Source organism: Microcoleus sp. C2D2, from assembly GCF_036702495.1.
In the GTDB taxonomy this organism is placed as follows: Bacteria; Cyanobacteriota; Cyanobacteriia; order Cyanobacteriales; family Microcoleaceae; genus Microcoleus.
Window position 1 is genome coordinate 1 of the sequence record NZ_JAUBTO010000111.1, and the last position, 17,297, is coordinate 17,297.

Sequence of the window (17,297 nt, forward strand, 5' to 3'; positions counted from 1 at the left end):
GACTAATGACTAATGACTAATGACTAATGACTAATGACTAATGACTAATGACTAATGACTAATGACTAATGACTAACAATTACTTAGAGATAAAATGAACCCAAAAATTCCCGTCAGCCATACACACGCTGCGGATTAAGCGATAGGGATAGTGCAAGTAGGCACCGCTGGCACTTGTGTCGTAGCCGCTTGGGAACCACTCGCCATAGGGATCGTGAACGAAGAATCCCTCGCTGTCGTAGCCTGCGACAACTAGAACGTGACCGAAAGACGTAAAGTATCCGTAGATAACAGCGGGATTTCCGCTGGCTAGCCAATCTTGAACATCATCAATAGTTGCATTTTCGGTAAAGAAATCTTGAGCGCCGTAATCTTTAACAATTTTCGCTAAATCGTAGGGGTCCCAGCGACTGTAACCTTTGGCGATCGCATATTCGTAGAGTTCGTCTTCATATTGCCCGGTTTTTTGGCGCTGCGGCACCCTCAAAAAGTCCAGACACATCGCTATTGAAGTTACATTGGCAGAACCTGTAGGATTGTACAAGTTATCCATTTGCGATCGATAAGGAATGCCAAGCCTGACAGTTGGGGGATTCGGTTTCGGATAAAACAGAAGGTCGTCTTGAGTAATTTGAGCGTGCGCTCCGAAAACATACCAAATCCCTGAACCTTTGAAAGACTCGTTACGCAGAGCAACTCTGATGTGACGGCGAGTCGGAGCAAAAGCCAGGATCTCAAACTCTTTTCCCCCTGGTATTAATTGTTTTTCCGAGTCCAGAAGCCCAGAAGATGCCAGCGGTTTTGATTTAAAAATGGTGTCTCTGAGCGTTTTCAGGATCAGGGGAGGTGTGGGAATGTCCCCTGGTTTGGTTTCGATCAGCTTTGTGGCTGTCACTGCTCCCAAAAAACCAGCTTCGCCGCACTTCATCAGAGTTTGAAATCGGTGCAAAGCAGCAGTAGAGAGAGGGCCAAATTTTCCGTCTACGGGAGGTTTCAGTAAACCCAGGTCAATGAGGCGGCTTTGAATTTGGTGGCTGAGTTCGTCGTCAGTAGCTATTGCTTTGGCATCGTACCTCATTTTTGAGTTTAGAAAGTTCTGTAATTTCATGCTTGCGTGCCCACAATCGATTTTAGATTTTAGATTTTAGATTTTAGATTTTAGAATTACGACGGCAGATAAATCCGGTGGTCCGGGACCCAATTGCTTGATTGTCAATAATTCCCAGTTTATCCTCTCATAAAATTACGGTGATTTATCGATTTTAGATTTTAGATTTGAGAATTACGACCGGAGATAAATCCGGTGGTTCAGAACCCAATTGCTTGATTGTCAATAATTCCCAGTTTATCCTCTCATAAAATTACGGTGATTTTATCGATTTGAGATTTGAGATTTTGGAATTACGACCGGAGATAAATCCGGTGGTCCGGGACCCAATTGCTTGATTGTCCATAATTCCCAGTTTATCCTCTCATAAAATTATCGATTTGAGATTTGAGATTTGAGATTTGAGATTTGAGAATTACGACGGCAGATAAATCCGGTGGCCCGGGACCCAATTGCTTGATTGTCCATAATTCCCAGTTTATCCTCTCATAAAATTACGGTAATTTTATCGATCGCCCGTACCTTAAAGGCTTCATATTAATTATTTGATACAAAACCTTCAAGGCGAGGGTCGATCGAATTTCAGGCACTATTGACTAAAAATCCCTGGTGCCAGTTGGCATTCTTTCTGCCGAATGCCGAATGCTGTTGGATGCCTCAAAAGCAGAGGGAGGGCAGAATTCCGCTGTTGAGGCGATCGACCAAGTTTATGCTTCGTCCGGGCGAATTACCACAACACCCATGGCGTCGGGAGACAGATATTTGACGGCGGCTTCTCGGAGATCGTGCGCCGTCTGAGCTTGGATGCAGGCGGCATAGTTGAGGGCTGGAGCTATATCTCCTAACATCGACTGATAGTAACCGTACAAACTTGCTCGATCGCTCGGAGTTTCGTTACCAAAGATAAACCGATTTGCTACTTGGGTGCGGATGCGGGAAATTTCGGCATCTGTCACCAGTTCAGTTTGGAGAGTGCGGATGTGTTGGACGATCGCAGCTTCCACTGCTGCCAAGTTTTCTGTTGCTAGTTGAGCAGAAATCGAGAATACGCCGCCGAGTCGCTGAGTCATGTTGCTGACCGAAATTGACGAAACTAGCCCTTTTTCTTCGCGCAAATCCTGAACCAAGCGAGTTGTGCGGCCGTGACCCAATATTGTCGCCAAAACGTCCAGGGCATAGGTTTCGGACATTTCCATGAAACCTGGCACTCGCCACATCACGATCAGTCGGGCTTGCTGAAGGGCAGAGTCTACAAATTCGCGGCGGACTGTTTCTGTAAACGGCGATTCTTGGCCGTAGTTCAGGATTTGGGATTCTGGGTGAAAGTTTCCGACAGCAGGCACATTTATTTTGTTGTTTTGTGATGTGCTTTTTGCTGCAAAACTGTCTGCGACAATTTCTATTAGTCGATCGACTGGCAAATTGCCGACAGCTACGGCTGTCATGGCCCCTGGGTGATATCTGCTGCTGTGGAAATCCCGCATTTGTTGCGCGGTAAGCTGTTCGATTACGGCAGTCGGGCCGAGTACCGGTCGCTTGTAGGGCAGGACTTCAAACGCTAATTCCATCGATCGCTGATAGGTGCGGCGGCGCGGATTGTCTTCCGATCGTCTAATTTCTTCTAACACTACCTGCCGTTCTCGATCGAAGGCGTCGTCGGGAATGCTGGCGTTGAGCAACACCTCGACTTGCAAGGGAGCTAGTTCGGCAAAATCTTTAGGGGCTGTGGTGATGTAGTAGTTAGTGTAATCTTGGCTGGTGGCTGCATTGGTGACAGCGCCGCGCTGCTCGATCGCGCGCTCAAATTCTCCGCTCTGGATGCTCGGAGTTCCCTTAAAAATCATGTGTTCTAAAAAGTGAGCCATGCCGTTGATTTCGTCTGGTTCGACGGCTGAGCCTAAATTGAGCCATACGCTGAGGTTAACAGCATCGACTGGCAAGTGTTCGGCTATAACAGTGAGACCGTTGGGGAAATTGCGGACTGTTGGGGCGTTGAGGGGGGATCGGGAGGAGGATTTGAGTAGGATTGATGTCATTGCGCTTTTAAATTTATCTTGTTCTCTATATCTTAAAGGGTCATCCGATTTTAGATTTTAGATTTTAGATTTTAGATTGATCCCACGGCTGATGGTTGCTGGGGATGTTGTCGGGGGCGAGCGCGAAATGCGATCGCGGTGAGGGCGTGAGGGTTATGAGAAATCACTGCGATCGACAAAACAAAAGTTGATTTGTTAAAAGTTGCAAGTTATAGTCTAGTTTGAATTTAGCCTTTAATCCCTTCTTTTCGCATTAAATTTTCGGAGTTGTAAATGCAATTTGAGTTTCTGATTCCCAGACTCCCTGTATCTTTGCAAACGAGAAAGATAAGCAAGCTACAGGATTGGCAAGCATTTGTGCGTGCAGAAGCTTCAAAAACTTGGGTAGGAGCTCCTTATTCAGGAAACGTTCATTTAACTTTAATATACCTCTACGATCCTGACCGAAAGCATCCAGGATACAAGCCCCCGGATTCATCCGTGGAGAAATAAAAAACCTGTATCCGATGAAACTTGCCCCCCGAATTTATCCGTGGGGTCAAGGCTTCAATTCTTTAATCTAAAATCTAAAATCTAAAATCGATTGACCCTGTTGACACAGACAATATCATAAAGCCCATACAGGACGCACTAATTGGGTTAGTTTATGAGGATGATTCACTTGTCACAGATGTGGAGTCGCATCGTCGCTCGCTTAGTGACACGTTTGACGTTGCTTCATGTCCGTCATTGTTGGTCCGTGGCATAATATCTGGCAGCGACTGCGTTTACGTTAGAATAAATTCAGCAAAAGCATTAGAGAGTTATCTATGACCGCTACTAAATTGATACACGACAAATCAGTGTCTAAAATTGCCGAAAAATACCGACAAGAAGGCTATACAGTATTGGTTGACCCTGAACCCGAACAGATCCCTTTCGATTTAGGGACATATCGTCCAAATTTGATTGTAAAAAAGAACGAAGCCGAAGGTTACATAATCGAATTCAAACGTTCTGCCAGACAAACATCCATAGACAGGTTGAAAGAAATTGCTGAAATAGTCTCTCAAAATACAGGGTGGCGTTTCTTGTTAATTACTGAAGATGCTTTACTGAAAGACGAAGACACTGAAGTAAATCTATTATCTTGGGAACAAATTTTTACTAGAAAAACACAGGGTGAACGTCTAATTTCATTAGGAGAAAATGAAGGCGCGTTTTTATCACTTTGGGGAACACTTGAAGCACTCCTGCGTAGACGAGCTGAGGAGGCTATTATTCCAATTGAAAGATTTCCAACTGTATCTCTGATTAAACATATGTATTCGCAAGGAGAACTTTCAATAGAAGAGTACGATCGAGCCATGCTACTTTTAAGCGTAAGAAATCGATTTATTCATGGATTTCAGACACCAGAAATCAATGAGTCTGTATCTGAATTGCTCGCCCTTGTCAATGAATTAATAAGTTTATGGGCACCACAAGCATCTGGGTCCTGAGAGGAGGTTCCGCAAAAGGAGCGTTGCTCACTGCGCTTTACAAAGTCCGCGCGATCGCACCTATCCCGAGCAGGAATTGCCCTAGCCAACAAGTGAGATAGAAGCGTCAGCCCTTAACTTTGTTTATCTGCTCTTTCTCAACAGGCATTTGCCTCTTAGAAATAGTTGCCCAAGTCCTCAGTTTTTTTTGTGACAGCAAAAGATGGAAAATCGAAGATGGAATAAAAACTTACTATTTCCACAACCAGCTTTTCAACGATTTTGGCGATCGACTTCGGGGAAAATCGGCTTAATTTTGACTGTAGCGCTGACGATCTGGGCAGTGTTGGCCCCCCTACTTTCTCCTTACGATCCGGCGGTCGATCGAGATTATTTGTTGCGCTTAGTGGCTCCTAGCGCTAAACATTGGTTTGGCACCGACGGTTTGGGGCGAGATTTGTTGGTGCGGGTGTGGCACGGATTGGGAATATCTTTACTCGTCAGCCTGGTTTCTGTGGGTGCGGGTTTAATTGTGGGAGCGCTTTTGGGGCTGGTGGCCGGGTATTTTCGGGGGTTGCTGGAAATTGCGATCGGCACTTTGGCGGATATTTTGTTAGCTTTTCCTTCGATTTTACTGGCGATCGGCGTTGTTACCGTCACCGGGCCGAGCCTGCAAAGCGTAATTATCGCCGTCAGCCTCGTGCAAATTCCGATTTACATCCGTTTAACTCGCAGTATGGTGCTGTCTCTGCGGGAACAAGAATTTGTTTTGGCTGTCAAGGCCTTGGGCGCCAGCGACTTGCGGATTATTTTTCGCCACATTTTGCCGGGAAGTCTCGCGCCTCTAGTTGTACAAGCAACTCTTTCGACTGGTACCGCGACACTAGAAGCTGCCGGTTTGGGTTTTTTGGGTTTGGGCGCACAGCCGCCGGTTCCTGAGTTGGGGACGATGCTTTCTGATGCTTTTAAGGGCGGATACGCTCTTTCCTCTCCTTGGACGATCGTGTTTCCAGGTTTGCTGATTACCTTGACTGTTATTGGTTTCAACCTTTTAGGCGACGGCCTGCGAGACGTTTTAGACCCCAGAGGGAATTAGAGGGGAAGTAGGGAATTTATACTTTTGCCTTTTGCCTTTTACCTTCTGCCTTCTTCTCTCTGCGCCCTCTGCGCCCTCTGCGGTTCATCCCCTCTTCCTTCTTCCTCACTCTAAAATCTAAAATTTAAAATCTAAAATCTAAACATAGAGTGACTTGACTGGTGTCACGATCTACGCGAAACTTTACATACAACTGATGTATTGCTTCTACATATTAATAAGTTCTGTTAAGTTGTGACTCAAAACCTATCAATTCGTCAAAATTGATATAGCGCTTTGCCAGTCAGCCAACTCTCAAGAAGCGACTTCAGGAGGCATCGTCCCTGGCTTGCTGGTGTCGGTGTCTGTTCTCACTATTCCTATTCAGTCAGCCCGGATTATGGAAACACTAGAGTTTGTGATCTATCCAGATGGCCGCGTACAGGAAACAGTCACCGGCATTGTCGGTGCTTCCTGCGCTGAGGTAACGGCTGCAATTGAAGCTCAGCTCGGCGTGGTGCTTCATCAAGAGTCAACATCTGAATATTTCACGCAAGCCCTGCATCAGTCAGCCGAAGCGACGGCCCAAGTGGCTTTTAGCGATTGGTAATTTTTTTTGTTGAGTTCACTTAAATTATTTTGGAATCACCATGTCACACTTTAGCCAAATTAAGACCCAGATCCGCAATTTGAATTCTTTGGAAGCTGCTTTAACTGACTTGGGTATCGACTGGAAGTCGGGCCCGACTGAGGTGCGCGGCTATCGCGGCCTAACCAGCACCGCTGAGGTCGTGATTGAGCAAAAAAACGGCTACGACGTAGGTTTTAGCTGGAACGGGACTGAGTATGAATTGGTGGCTGACTTGCAATTTTGGCAGCAAGCTTGGTCTGTAGACCGTTTTCTGAATAAGGTGACTCAGCGCTACGCTTACCATACTGTGGTGAATGAAAGCGCTAAGCAGGGTTTCCAAGTTTCTGAGCAAAAGCAAAATCAAGACGGTTCGCTCCGCTTGGTGGTGCAGCGCTGGTGCGCTTAATAATTTTTCGAGATTTTTGCAATCTTGTGTCATCAAAGTCCGCTTGCGCGGACTTATTTACTCTTGTGGGGGTCTAAATGTCTGAGCTTTCTGGACTCGGAATAGATACAGCAAGCGATCGCTCTGGTTTAGAGCCGGAGTTGGGAGGTTTTTTGCGGGATGCGCCCGATCGCTCTGGTTTGGAACCGGAGTTGGGTGGCGTGTTGCGCCAAAAAGGTGTCTATGTTGATGAGATTACCTGCATTGGCTGCAAGCACTGCGCTCACGTTGCTCGCAATACTTTTTATATTGAACCGGATTACGGTCGATCGCGCGTAGTTCGACAAGACGGGGATTCTGAAGAGTTGATTGCTGAGGCGATCGACACTTGTCCGGTGAATTGCATTCACTGGGTTGATTACACCGAACTCAAGAATCTGGAAGCAGAACGCAAGGATCAGGTGATTCCTGTCGTTGGTTTTCCGGTGGATTTTGCGATGGTTAAGGCCGGTGTTCGTCAGCGACAAAAGAATAAGTTGCGCGATCGCAAGTTCAAAGGTAGCCCTTGAAATCCCCAATTCACATCCACAGCTTGAAACCTGTGGCTCAAACAACAAAAACAGCCCGCCCGGGCTGTTTTTGGTATACATTGTATAATTCAAGTTTATTTGAGAGGATGGTGCTCAGCGAGAATTTTCTCAACTCTAGCTTCGTCGATTCTGGCAGTTAATGTTGTTGCCTCGTTGTTATCGCGAAGGGTTTTTGCTAAAGTAAAAGACGAGCCGACTGAAAAAGTTAAACCCATACCCATAAAAGCTTTTTGCCAGGGATCTACCCGTAAATAAAAGATACCTACAGTAGTTGCGGAAATGGCAAGAATAAAAGAAACCCAGCACTGAAGTATCCAAGCATTAGTATCTTTTTGACGTATGATTTGTTTCTGCATAGTGCCTCTAGGTCAAATATATCTTTTGGTGGATTAACTTAAAGCATAGATAGTGCGACTGAAGCGGTCAGGAGAGCAGGGGACAGTTTCGATAAGTGAACAGTGCGATCGGGCTTTTTACTAAAAACTATAACGCTGTAAATAGGGTTTAAGGCTCAAGGAAGACTGGGTGGGAGTAGACAGTTGGGAAACTGGACTAAGGGAGATTGATAGAGTTGGATTCGTTTTGTTAATTACTAGGGTCGGGGTCTATGGTTTGCTGCTGTATTTGTTGTAGCAAAGTTTGATAACGCTGTCGTTCTTGTTCTAGTTGGGCGATCGCTTCCTCTGCACGCTGCCGTTCCTGTTGAGCTTGAGCTTGAGCAAGTTCTTTCTCTTGCCGTTCCTGTTGAGCTTGAGCTTGAGCAAGTTCTTTCTCTTGCCGTTCCTGTTGAGTTTGAGCTTGAGCAAGTTCTTTCTCTTGCCGTTCCTGTTCTCTGAGTTGATCCATTTCCACAGGAGTGAGAAACCTCCGGCCATCAGGTCGATAAATTTCTAGGGTATTTTCTGTCAATTCAAAGCGTATTTCCAACAGCGGACTAACCCAACCATTCATCTCTGCAATTGGTTCCAACCAATCTTCATTGCGAACAAAGCCGCTCAATTCGATGTCGTCAGGATCGTAAATGTAATATTCTTGAACTCCATAGCGCTGATAAAACAGGAGTTTTTGTCCCATTTTTCCAGCACGGTTGCCAGGGGATAAGATTTCAAAGACGACTTGGGGAGGGATGTTATCTTCTTCCCACTGTCTGTAAGAACCTCTGTCACCTTTTGGTCGGCCAAAGACTACCATTGCATCGGGTGCTTGGCGAATTTTGTTATTTCCTTGAACGGGATACCAGAGTAAATCTCCGGCGACGAAGACTTCGGGGTTGTTGGCAAACAAGATTTCTAGATTTTCTTTAACCGTGACAATCCAGCGGAATTGTTTGGTGTTGTCTGCCATTGGTTCTCCGTCGCTGTCGGGGTAGATTATTTCTGGTTTGGTTTCAGGGGTGAGTTGTTGTACCATGCTGTTTGATGGTTGGGGGTACTGATTTTAGTATAGCTCATCACAAACTAATTTTTAGTAGTTGAGTAAGAGTCGGTAGATATTTCTCAACAAGTTCTGCTAGTTTGCTAACATTTGTTACAGTAGCGGTAACACCTATCAGAGCATCCAAAGCCATCGAACAAATGTCACTATCGCGTTCTTTAGGTGGCTTTTTGCCTTCTTTTGCTATTGTTTCCACTGCTTTTAATGCACTTCTCTGTTGTGTTTCAGAAAGAGCAGAGTCACCAGGAATTGCTTCTTGTAAAGCCGTGAGAATACTTGCTAACTCATCGCTATCGGCAGCTTTTACATCTTTTAGCTGTTGAATTGTTACGGAAACTTGACCGCTGATATCGCCTACCAGTGCTGAACCCGTGACATCCCCAGCAGTGATATTACCAACTGTAGTCTTATCTCCCTTATCTCCACCAACTATATCGCCGCCTACATGGTTTTCTTTTTTCTTTTCCACAATTTTTACCTTTGCATTTGGATTCATTACAATATTATGTTCTTCACCCTGAATAACTACCGCATCTTTATAATTATTTATAAAGGTCTGGGGAATGGCTGAGGTATCAGCGCCTTGAAAAACGCCTAGTTTAGCTAAGATACTATTTCCATTTTTTTCGATACTAAAATGGGAAACATCAACTCCCTCATGTTCTTTAGCAGTTTGAGCTAAAGCAATCACAAAAGCAATTAACTCTAATTTTTGCCTGTAAATTAAATTAAATGCTTGGTAAGTTTTTATTATCCATTTTTCTAAGTCTCCGGGTTGGAATTCTCGATCGCTGGGCTGCTTTTCTCCAGGTTGATGCTGACCGAATTTCAGGTAAATATACTTACCTCTAACATCATTAAAGTCAGTATTTTCATTAATACTCCAATCTTGAATACAAGCACCTGTTAAAGAAGTATCAGAAAAATTTGCTTCTAATGCTTGTACTTTTACTAAATTCGCTCCGTCTAAATTAGCCCCTTTTAAATTAGCCTTGTTTAACTTAGCTCCTCTAAGTATAGCGCCTTCTAGATTCGCTCCTCTCAAATCTGCACCCGATAAATCAGCTTCCATAAAGTTTGAATTTTGGAGATCAGCTTTTTTCAAGTTTGCTCCTTTTAAAGATAATCCGCTATAAATTTCCCCTTGACCTTTGTTACTTGTCAATAATTTTCTAATTTTTGGGCATTCTAATATCGTATCTTTTAAAAGAGCCAGTTCTAATCCAGTTGCATCTTTAAAGCTTGCACGAGTTAAATCTGCTTTTCTAAAATCTGTATGGGGTAAATGTGCGCCATCAAAACAAGCATCTGTTAAATCGACTCCATAAAAAGACGTTCCACCTTTTGCTGCCCATAAAAGCGCTTCATCTGCAAGCCAAGCAAATTTGGGCGAACCTTTCACTACTTGTTGAGCGATAATACTGGCTGTAAGGATGACTACAAGGGCTGCAATGCTGTGAATAAAACCAGATTCAGCTTTTGGATTATTCAAAAACTTTAAACCTAATAAAATTATACTTTCAGTTGAAATTACAGCTCCTAAAAGTGTTAATGATTTCCCGACAGATCCCAGACATAAATCATTTAAACTCATAAAAAATGCTATACTAATTGCTCCTCCCCAAGCTAAAGCCATGCTAAAGCCTTGAGCAACAGCAACGCCTCCTATTCCTAAATTGGAACTATTTATTTCAAAAGTAATGTAAATAATAGCTCCTATAAACATCAATACTACGCTCGCGATCGCTGTAGCAACTTGCCAGCCTAAAAGTCCAATACAAACTAAATTGGTTAGATATAAGGTAATGGATACACTTTTAATTAAGTCTACTGAATAATCTGCTTTTATTGTCGTCCAGACAATTTCTAACAAGCCACCTGAAAGGAAAGGTACAATACTCGATAGACAACATCCGAGGATACCCAAACTAACGATTTTTATTTTTTCTAAAAGTTTTTGTCCTGAACAGGCATTTGAAAAATTTTTATTATTTAAACTTTGACCTCGATATTCACAACTTCTAATATCTTTTTCATGAGATTTCATTCTTTTATCCATCTTAATTATTCACAAAAACAATTGTTAGTCCGATTTAAGGCTATACAAACTAATCTGCAAAGTATTCCTTCTGTTTTCCAAGCTCTAGGATCTAAAATTGTTAAAGCTGTTATATCTACAGGATGGTTAGCTAACAAATCTAAGAGATGGGGGTTTATACCTGAAATTAAACTTAATTCTTCTAAACTTAGATTTATTTCTTTGGCTACCTCTAGAATGCGAAGTCTTGTCGGGGGCAATTCTACATCTGCATCCAGTAAATTTTCTATGCTAGATAGACCCAACGCTTCACTAATTTTTCCAAGATTGTCGCGTATGGGAGAGTCATTTAGTGTTGGCTTCCCTATAGGTTGCGTGCTGTAAAAACAAAGAGTTGGTAAGTCTATTTGAGTCTTAGCACTTAAGTCTTCTAAAGATGTATTATTTGCCTGAATCAATTCACTGATTTTGAGCTTTACGGCTTCTCTTTTAAAAACAGGATTGACTAATTCGACAGTAGAAACTTTTAACACTTCGGCAATTTTTGTCAAATCTGTAGCAGTAGCCTTTGTTATTTCAATCTGCTCTTTAGCATATTTTTGAATAACAATTTCATCAATGCCCGCTGCCTGACTTAATAAAGATAAAGCTTTTTCTCGAGCCTTTTGGGAAATAGATATTTCAAAAAAATCCTGGTGTCCTGAGTTTCCTAATGCAGAAGCAAGTTTTCCTAAATTTTCTGTAGAGAATAGTTGAATATTTTCTTCTGGAATCTTTGAAATAAGGCTTAGTAAAGATAAAGCCTTTGCTTCAGCTAATTCTTGAAGGCGAAGAGTAACCATTGATTTAACTTCCCGAATGCTACAACACACTACGCATATACTTAATCTTGAGCAAAAACCTGAAAAAATCAGGAAATATCAATAAAACTTTATTTAAAGTAATATTACTTAACAGGTAGGGTTATACCAAAAGTTAGATTCAAAAGCAGCCCTGATAATTGTAGCCTTAGCCTATAGAAGGTCAGCAAGACTAATATGCAAATTCAAACACCAGACTGGGTTAAGAACGCTATATTTTATCAAAAATTCCCCGATCGCTTCGCCAGAAGTAAACAACCCCGCAGACGGCTACTGCAAAACTTTCTTTGGGAACAGTGGCACGAAATTCCCACCCTTCAAGGCTACAAAGGCGGCGACTTATGGGGTGTCATGGAACAATTAGATTATCTCCAAGACTTAGGCATAGACGCGATTTACTTCCCCCCTATCTTTCAATCCGCTAGCAACCACCGCTACCACAGAATACGGCGAAAAAATCCAGAATTTGTTAGAATTATATCATTGGGAAATACAGCTTACTCAGCTAAATTGACTAGCAAGTCACGATACAGCACGGCTGCTTTCTATTGCCGGAGGCGACAAAGCTAGCGTCGAACTTGCTACTTTGCTGCTGTTAACTTTTCCCGGTGTTCCTAGCATTTACTATGGCGACGAAGTTGGCTTAATCGGTGGACTAGATCCCGACTTTCGCCGAGTATTTCCGATGGAACAGCAGTGGGAAATGGATGTTTTAAATTACCACAAGTATTTAATAGGTTTGCGCCGCAAATAGGCTGCCTTCCGTACTGGATTATACCAAGTTTTGTTTGCTGAGGGAACAGTGTACGCCTTCGCTATAATTTTAGGGGAAGAAGAATTAATTGTGGCTGTTAAGGTCGGGACGGCAACTACAAAAGTTAGCTTTAATACAGCTAATATCAAATCTCATCCTGACCAAATTTTGTACGGTAGTGGCGATGTTTCGTGGAACATTGAAGGAGAAACTAACCAGTTAGAATTAAGCATCCCTCCTCGGACGGGATTAATACTTGGTGCCACTAATTAACAAATATGTTGGGCATTGCCCAACATATTTGCTATGGGGAAACCAGTCCTGGTATTAACACTGCGTCAATGATGTGGATCGTGCCATTGTCAGCAAGAATATGTGCCTTGAGAACTTTAGCATGATTGACTTTAGTACCGTCAGAAGTATCAATCCCCACCACCGAACCTTCGACTGTCTCAGCGGAACGAAGTTCAACGAAATTATCAGTGATGCGCTCCTTCAATACCCAGATACCCGACTTCTTCAAGAAATCGGGTATCTAAAGCAACCTAATTAGCTCCTAAAAGCGCTACGGATTACTTATTTTTTTGCTGAGTCTTCGCTTGTTCGATCGCAATTTCCCTGACTGCTTGCAAAGAACTCAAATTCGATGCTCCCTCAATCGCCTTCACCGCCAAATCTTGAACCTGTTTCAAAGCAGAATCCAGTTGTTTCGACAAGCTAGCAAGGCGCGCATCTTGATTTTGAATTGTCTGCAACATCCCTTGAATTTGCAGTTCATAATTTTGCTTTTGCCCTTCGATATCTTTAGCAGACAAATCAGCCTTAACTTTAGCTTGATAATTGCCAATATTGCGGCCGTTATCTTTGCCGTTCTTGATATTAGCTTCCAGTTCTTTCGGGAAAGCTTCTACCTTAGCTTTAACCTCAGCATAAAGTTTTTCCCGTTCCGAAATAGATTTTTCGCGTTCCCCCCACTGTTTCTCCTGTTCTTGCTGAAACTCTTCGATTTCTTGATACAGCCTTTTCTGGCGCTGTTCGTATTCTTCGATGTCCAGATTTCGCTGAAGATTCAAATCATAATAATACAACTCTTCATCCCGATCGCGAGCTTTTTGATGATGCTCATTGCGTTCTCTAACTGCCAACTTTTGCAGTTCCTGCTCTTTTTCCCAAGCTTGTCGGCGTTCCAACAATTCCTGTTCAACAGTTTCGCGCTGTTCGCTAAGTTCGCCAGCAAAAGTTTTCGCGCTTTCTTCGTACTGTTGAATTAAATTGTCCAGCGTATCTTCTGTAACATCTTCTAAACTGTGCAACTCTTGCAGTTGTTGAATTTCCTCGCCCACCGTGCGCCGCAATTCTTCGAGTTTAGCAGCTTCCGAAGTTAATTTCTCCGACAACTCGCTGACAGCGCCGCCAAAGCCAAATTGCAGCAAAATCAAATTGTCGATTGTAGACTGCATTTTTTGTGGATTTTGAGTTAAAGCCATTGGTTTTTGTGCCTCCACAATAGGTTTTTCTGGGGCGGGTATTTGCTTTTGGGAAGCGTTTAGCTGTTGGATTTGCGATTCTAACTGCGCTTTTTCTTGCGCTGCTTCCTTGTACGCTTCTAAAATTTCAGCCTTGGTGCTTTTGTCGCTAACTCTTTTGTTCATGACTTTTCATTCCTTAATAGTTGGGAAAATTTCGGTCATTTTTCCGTAAGGTGCGCATTGCACACCTTAGTGGGTTTTAAGCTTTGCTGGCAAAAGCTTTCATTGCCAAATCTTGCGCTTGCTTCATCGTGGCTTGCAGTTGCGCGGAAATTTCGGCGATTTGTTCTGTTTGTCGCTCAATAGTCTGCTGCAAAGATTGCGCTTTCAATTCATATCCTTGCTTAGTGCCTTCCCATTCTTTCTCCACCAAATCTGCCTTAACTTTAGCTTCGCGAGAAACTTCTTGAATAGCTTCTTCTTTGGCTTTGACATAAGCCTGTTTCAGTTCTTCTTCAAATCCAGCCGCTTTCTTTTGATTTGCTTCAAACTCAGCTTGATTGTCACTCAGGACTTGTTCGCGTTCTCCCCAATTTTTCTCTTTTTCGCGAGTAGATTGTTGCAATTCCCGTTCTAGTTTGCGTTTTGTTTCTTCGTATTCGTCAGTTTCGACTTTGCGGGTGCGTTCTAATTCGTAGTGATAATCTGCTGTTTCCCGCTGGCGTTCTTTTGTTGTTAGTGCAATCTCTTCTTGAATTGCTATGTCAAACTCTTGCTGTTCTTTTTCCCAAACTTTGCGTTTTTGGGTGGTGTCTTTTTCGATAAGTTCGCGCTGGTTAGCGCTGTTTTGTTCGAGCAGGGTCAGTTTTTCTCGGTGCTCTTGAGTTAAAATGTGGAGGGCGTCCGCTACAACTCTGATTTGCTGCAACTCTTGCAATTGTTGGGCTTCAATTTCGATCGCGCGTTTTAATTCGTCTAATTTTGAAGATTCCGCCTTCAGTTTTTCGGAAAGTCCGCTGGTGATGCTGCCGAAATCTAATTGCAAGTCAGCCAAGCCTTTGACGATGCTGTCAATTGTGTAGGTGGAAGCGACTTCGAGGAGTTGTTTGTTTTTGGCTTTTTCGGCTGACTCTTCTTTGGTTTCTACTTTGGATTCGATCTTTTTTTTGTCGGCTAAAATCTGCTGAAAGTTTTGCAAAATTTTGGCTTTGCTATCCTTGGCAGTTGCGATTGTCATAATGTTTGCTTCTCCTGATTCTAACTTGGCGAGACTTTTTACTGAGACGTTTTCAGTTATTCTAAGTTGCGGAGTTGGCTGAGAATGGCTCGGTACTTTCTGGCTGCGTTGGGTTTTTCTTCGGGATTGGCGCTGGCTAGAATTTTAAGAATTTTACAGCAGCGATCGCACCGATTTCCTTGCCAGCAGCCGCACTCATCAATTATACTTAAAAGTGTGCCTTTTAGCAATTGATTTTCGGCTAACAAAGCTCGGTAATTACGCTGGACAGATTCGGCAACTAAAGTCATGTGTTGGAAGTCTTCGGTGAGACTTTCGATATCGTTAACTGCGTCGGCTCGAATTTGGTCGAGCAGCTCAAGATTCTCTCTCAAAGGGCTTTCTTGCAGGTTGGGTTTGGTATTCAGATTCGTTAATTTCTTCATTTCACTCTTTTGTAACAGTTATGGTAAAGGCGCAATTTAATTGCGCCTTTACAACAGAATTAGAACAAGTCAGCAGTTGATTTGTCTTCCGCTGGCGGTAGCGACATACCGCCGTTGGAATTCAAAGCAATAGCATCGCTTTCACCGCCAGCGTGAGCAGCCATCAAGGAGGCAACTTGCTGTGCCGGCAGGTTATCTAAACACACCATAGCTTTTGTTCCTTCTAAGTCAATCATCCGCGATTGATTGCTAGAATCTGACAAAACTGCCGCGGCTTGGTCGATAACCGCCCAATCTTTCCGCTCGTTCCAAGACCATTTTAAGCTGTAGTAGTTGATAGGTTTTACTACTCCGCTATCGTCTGGTTTTTGACCGGAATGTTTGACAAACTCGGGAACAAAAATTCCGGTTGCAGGTTCTACGCCGCGAGATTGAACTGATGCTACCAAGCGGTTAAAATCGTTCAAGCTGCGGTTTTTGATGTAGGTCACCATGACAACTCCTTGCGGCAGTTCGCCGGTTTCTGCGACAAACCACAGTTGACCCCACAGTGTGTGGGAAGTTTGACCGAGGGAACCGAAGAATTTGGAGAATTTGAGGATTGTCATGGAACACTTGGAACCGTAGTCTGTATCGCCGATGGTCCACTGGCCGCTTTGACAGTTGTTTCGGACGGCGATCGGGATTTCCGGTACTAGCAAAGCATTGCTCGGTTTGGCACCAAATACTGAAAATGTCGGTCTTTCTTGTGTTTTAGTAATCATTGTTCGTTTTTCCTTAGTTATTGATTTATGTTCTGACAATTAGGAATCGGTAATTGGGAATTGGGAACTCACAACAATCGAATTATTTTTCTTCCCTCTTCCTTCTTCCTTCTTCCTTCTTCCTGACATCCGTTACATCCCGTACATTGCTCGTTGCCGAACTTCCTTCTTCCTTCCATTACCTAATGAGATGTGTTGTCGCTTTTGGTTCTGGATAGGTATACTCAAGCATCGCCTCTTGTTGAGCTTTGATAATCCGCAGCGCGGCGAGCAAATGCTCTAACGTTTCTAGGTGCGCTGGGGTGAAGTGGATGCTGAAGCCTTCGCCATCCCGCGCGTAGCCGGGACAAACCAGTGAGGCTGAGCTTTGTTCTTCGTGGGTGGCGATGTATAGCCAGTCATCGTCTTCGAGCTTGTAATGCGTGTCTGTCCAGGTTCTCAGCATTTGCGATCTGCTCCTCCTTATTTGCTGCGTACAAGCGTTTTGACGCCCAGCGCTTCTCACTCCTCTGAAGTTGACGGCGCTATATGTAGCGTGTTGGCTGGGAAAATTTCCACTTTTGACCCTACAGGGCGGTTGAGTTAGTTGATTAAACCGTCAACTATCCTCATGGTAGCCTGGGTTGATTTTCCCGTCAAGTATTTTGTTGAACTTTTCATCAAAACAGGCTAGAATGCTTGTCAGGAGGCGAAAAACCGTGGAACAAACATTTGGAAGACTGATCCGTCAAGCTCGCAAGGACAAAGCTTACTCACAACGTGAGCTAGCAGCTATGCTAAGTGTGGACTTTACTTATTTGTCGAAGTTGGAGAACGATCGAGCGGATTATGCGCCAAAAGAGGAGGTAATCCGAGCATTAGCGCGGAATCTAGACATAAACGAAGAGGAATTGATTTTCTTGGCGGGGAGGCTGCCGCAGCAGTACGAAGCGCTGCTGAAGCAGAATCCGAAGGAAATGCAGGCTCTTTTCCGCCGAATGCAAGAAAATCCAGATTGGCTCAAACAGTCTTTTGAAGCGTAAGAGAGGCCC

General features: G+C 43.6%; 19 protein-coding genes and 1 pseudogene. 8 read left to right on the top strand and 12 right to left on the bottom strand.

Going from position 1 to position 17,297, the window contains the following annotated elements:
* Positions 1 to 79: 79 nt before the first annotated feature.
* Complete coding sequence (locus QUB61_RS27765; protein WP_333133519.1) at positions 80 to 1,108, bottom strand: C39 family peptidase; 1,029 nt, start codon at positions 1,106 to 1,108, stop codon at positions 80 to 82.
* A 707-nt stretch (positions 1,109 to 1,815) separates the two neighbouring features.
* Complete coding sequence (locus tag QUB61_RS27770) at positions 1,816 to 3,144, bottom strand: pitrilysin family protein (protein ID WP_333133520.1); 1,329 nt, start codon at positions 3,142 to 3,144, stop codon at positions 1,816 to 1,818.
* A 582-nt stretch (positions 3,145 to 3,726) separates the two neighbouring features.
* Here QUB61_RS27770 and QUB61_RS27775 point away from each other — a divergent pair.
* From QUB61_RS27775 to QUB61_RS27800, 6 genes are all read left to right on the top strand, one after another.
* Complete coding sequence (locus QUB61_RS27775; protein WP_333133540.1) at positions 3,727 to 3,957, top strand: RusA family crossover junction endodeoxyribonuclease; 231 nt, start codon at positions 3,727 to 3,729, stop codon at positions 3,955 to 3,957.
* Positions 3,954 to 4,625 (top strand): hypothetical protein, encoded by a 672-nt coding sequence (locus QUB61_RS27780; protein WP_333133521.1) that lies wholly within the window; start codon positions 3,954 to 3,956, stop codon positions 4,623 to 4,625. The genes QUB61_RS27775 and QUB61_RS27780 overlap by 4 nt, the downstream gene beginning before the upstream one ends.
* Before the next feature lie 202 nt (positions 4,626 to 4,827).
* Positions 4,828 to 5,700, top strand: a complete 873-nt coding sequence (locus QUB61_RS27785; RefSeq protein ID WP_333133522.1) for an ABC transporter permease — start codon at positions 4,828 to 4,830, stop codon at positions 5,698 to 5,700.
* Positions 5,701 to 6,079: 379 nt separating this feature from the next.
* Positions 6,080 to 6,289 carry a DUF2997 domain-containing protein gene (locus QUB61_RS27790; protein ID WP_015176940.1) on the top strand — a complete coding sequence of 70 codons (210 nt, stop codon included), beginning with the start codon at positions 6,080 to 6,082 and terminating at the stop codon, positions 6,287 to 6,289.
* A gap of 40 nt (positions 6,290 to 6,329) precedes the next feature.
* Positions 6,330 to 6,716 (top strand): DUF1257 domain-containing protein, encoded by a 387-nt coding sequence (locus QUB61_RS27795; protein ID WP_015176941.1) that lies wholly within the window; start codon positions 6,330 to 6,332, stop codon positions 6,714 to 6,716.
* 77 nt (positions 6,717 to 6,793) lie between these two features.
* Complete coding sequence (locus QUB61_RS27800) at positions 6,794 to 7,264, top strand: ferredoxin (protein WP_333133523.1); 471 nt, start codon at positions 6,794 to 6,796, stop codon at positions 7,262 to 7,264.
* A 95-nt stretch (positions 7,265 to 7,359) separates the two neighbouring features.
* Here the strand turns inward: QUB61_RS27800 and QUB61_RS27805 are convergent, their stop codons facing one another.
* From QUB61_RS27805 to QUB61_RS27820, 4 genes are all read right to left on the bottom strand, one after another.
* On the bottom strand, positions 7,360 to 7,641 hold the full coding sequence (locus tag QUB61_RS27805; RefSeq protein ID WP_333133524.1) for a YiaA/YiaB family inner membrane protein: 282 nt from the start codon (positions 7,639 to 7,641) through the stop codon (positions 7,360 to 7,362).
* 229 nt (positions 7,642 to 7,870) lie between these two features.
* Positions 7,871 to 8,695, bottom strand: a complete 825-nt coding sequence (locus QUB61_RS27810) for a Uma2 family endonuclease (protein ID WP_333133525.1) — start codon at positions 8,693 to 8,695, stop codon at positions 7,871 to 7,873.
* Positions 8,696 to 8,735: 40 nt separating this feature from the next.
* Positions 8,736 to 10,778 (bottom strand): pentapeptide repeat-containing protein, encoded by a 2,043-nt coding sequence (locus tag QUB61_RS27815; RefSeq protein WP_333133526.1) that lies wholly within the window; start codon positions 10,776 to 10,778, stop codon positions 8,736 to 8,738.
* Positions 10,779 to 10,783: 5 nt separating this feature from the next.
* Positions 10,784 to 11,599 (bottom strand): hypothetical protein, encoded by an 816-nt coding sequence (locus tag QUB61_RS27820; RefSeq protein ID WP_333133527.1) that lies wholly within the window; start codon positions 11,597 to 11,599, stop codon positions 10,784 to 10,786.
* A 195-nt stretch (positions 11,600 to 11,794) separates the two neighbouring features.
* Here QUB61_RS27820 and QUB61_RS27825 point away from each other — a divergent pair.
* Positions 11,795 to 12,644: pseudogene (locus QUB61_RS27825) on the top strand (alpha-amylase family glycosyl hydrolase).
* Positions 12,645 to 12,675: 31 nt separating this feature from the next.
* Here QUB61_RS27825 and QUB61_RS27830 read toward each other — a convergent pair.
* From QUB61_RS27830 to QUB61_RS27855, 6 genes are all read right to left on the bottom strand, one after another.
* Complete coding sequence (locus QUB61_RS27830) at positions 12,676 to 12,870, bottom strand: fasciclin domain-containing protein (RefSeq protein ID WP_333133528.1); 195 nt, start codon at positions 12,868 to 12,870, stop codon at positions 12,676 to 12,678.
* Between the two features lie 73 nt (positions 12,871 to 12,943).
* A complete protein-coding gene (locus QUB61_RS27835) occupies positions 12,944 to 14,023 on the bottom strand; it encodes a hypothetical protein (RefSeq protein ID WP_333133529.1) in 1,080 nt (359 codons plus the stop codon).
* 76 nt (positions 14,024 to 14,099) lie between these two features.
* Positions 14,100 to 15,077, bottom strand: a complete 978-nt coding sequence (locus tag QUB61_RS27840) for a hypothetical protein (RefSeq protein WP_333133530.1) — start codon at positions 15,075 to 15,077, stop codon at positions 14,100 to 14,102.
* Between the two features lie 56 nt (positions 15,078 to 15,133).
* Positions 15,134 to 15,502, bottom strand: coding sequence for a hypothetical protein (locus QUB61_RS27845; protein ID WP_333133531.1), 369 nt, complete (start codon positions 15,500 to 15,502; stop codon positions 15,134 to 15,136).
* A gap of 59 nt (positions 15,503 to 15,561) precedes the next feature.
* Positions 15,562 to 16,263 carry a hypothetical protein gene (locus QUB61_RS27850; RefSeq protein WP_333133541.1) on the bottom strand — a complete coding sequence of 234 codons (702 nt, stop codon included), beginning with the start codon at positions 16,261 to 16,263 and terminating at the stop codon, positions 15,562 to 15,564.
* A gap of 181 nt (positions 16,264 to 16,444) precedes the next feature.
* Positions 16,445 to 16,711 carry a hypothetical protein gene (locus tag QUB61_RS27855; protein ID WP_006634886.1) on the bottom strand — a complete coding sequence of 89 codons (267 nt, stop codon included), beginning with the start codon at positions 16,709 to 16,711 and terminating at the stop codon, positions 16,445 to 16,447.
* Between the two features lie 253 nt (positions 16,712 to 16,964).
* On the opposite strand from QUB61_RS27855, the gene QUB61_RS27860 reads away from it, so the two are divergent.
* Complete coding sequence (locus QUB61_RS27860; protein WP_006634885.1) at positions 16,965 to 17,288, top strand: helix-turn-helix domain-containing protein; 324 nt, start codon at positions 16,965 to 16,967, stop codon at positions 17,286 to 17,288.
* The last annotated feature ends 9 nt before the right edge of the window (positions 17,289 to 17,297 follow it).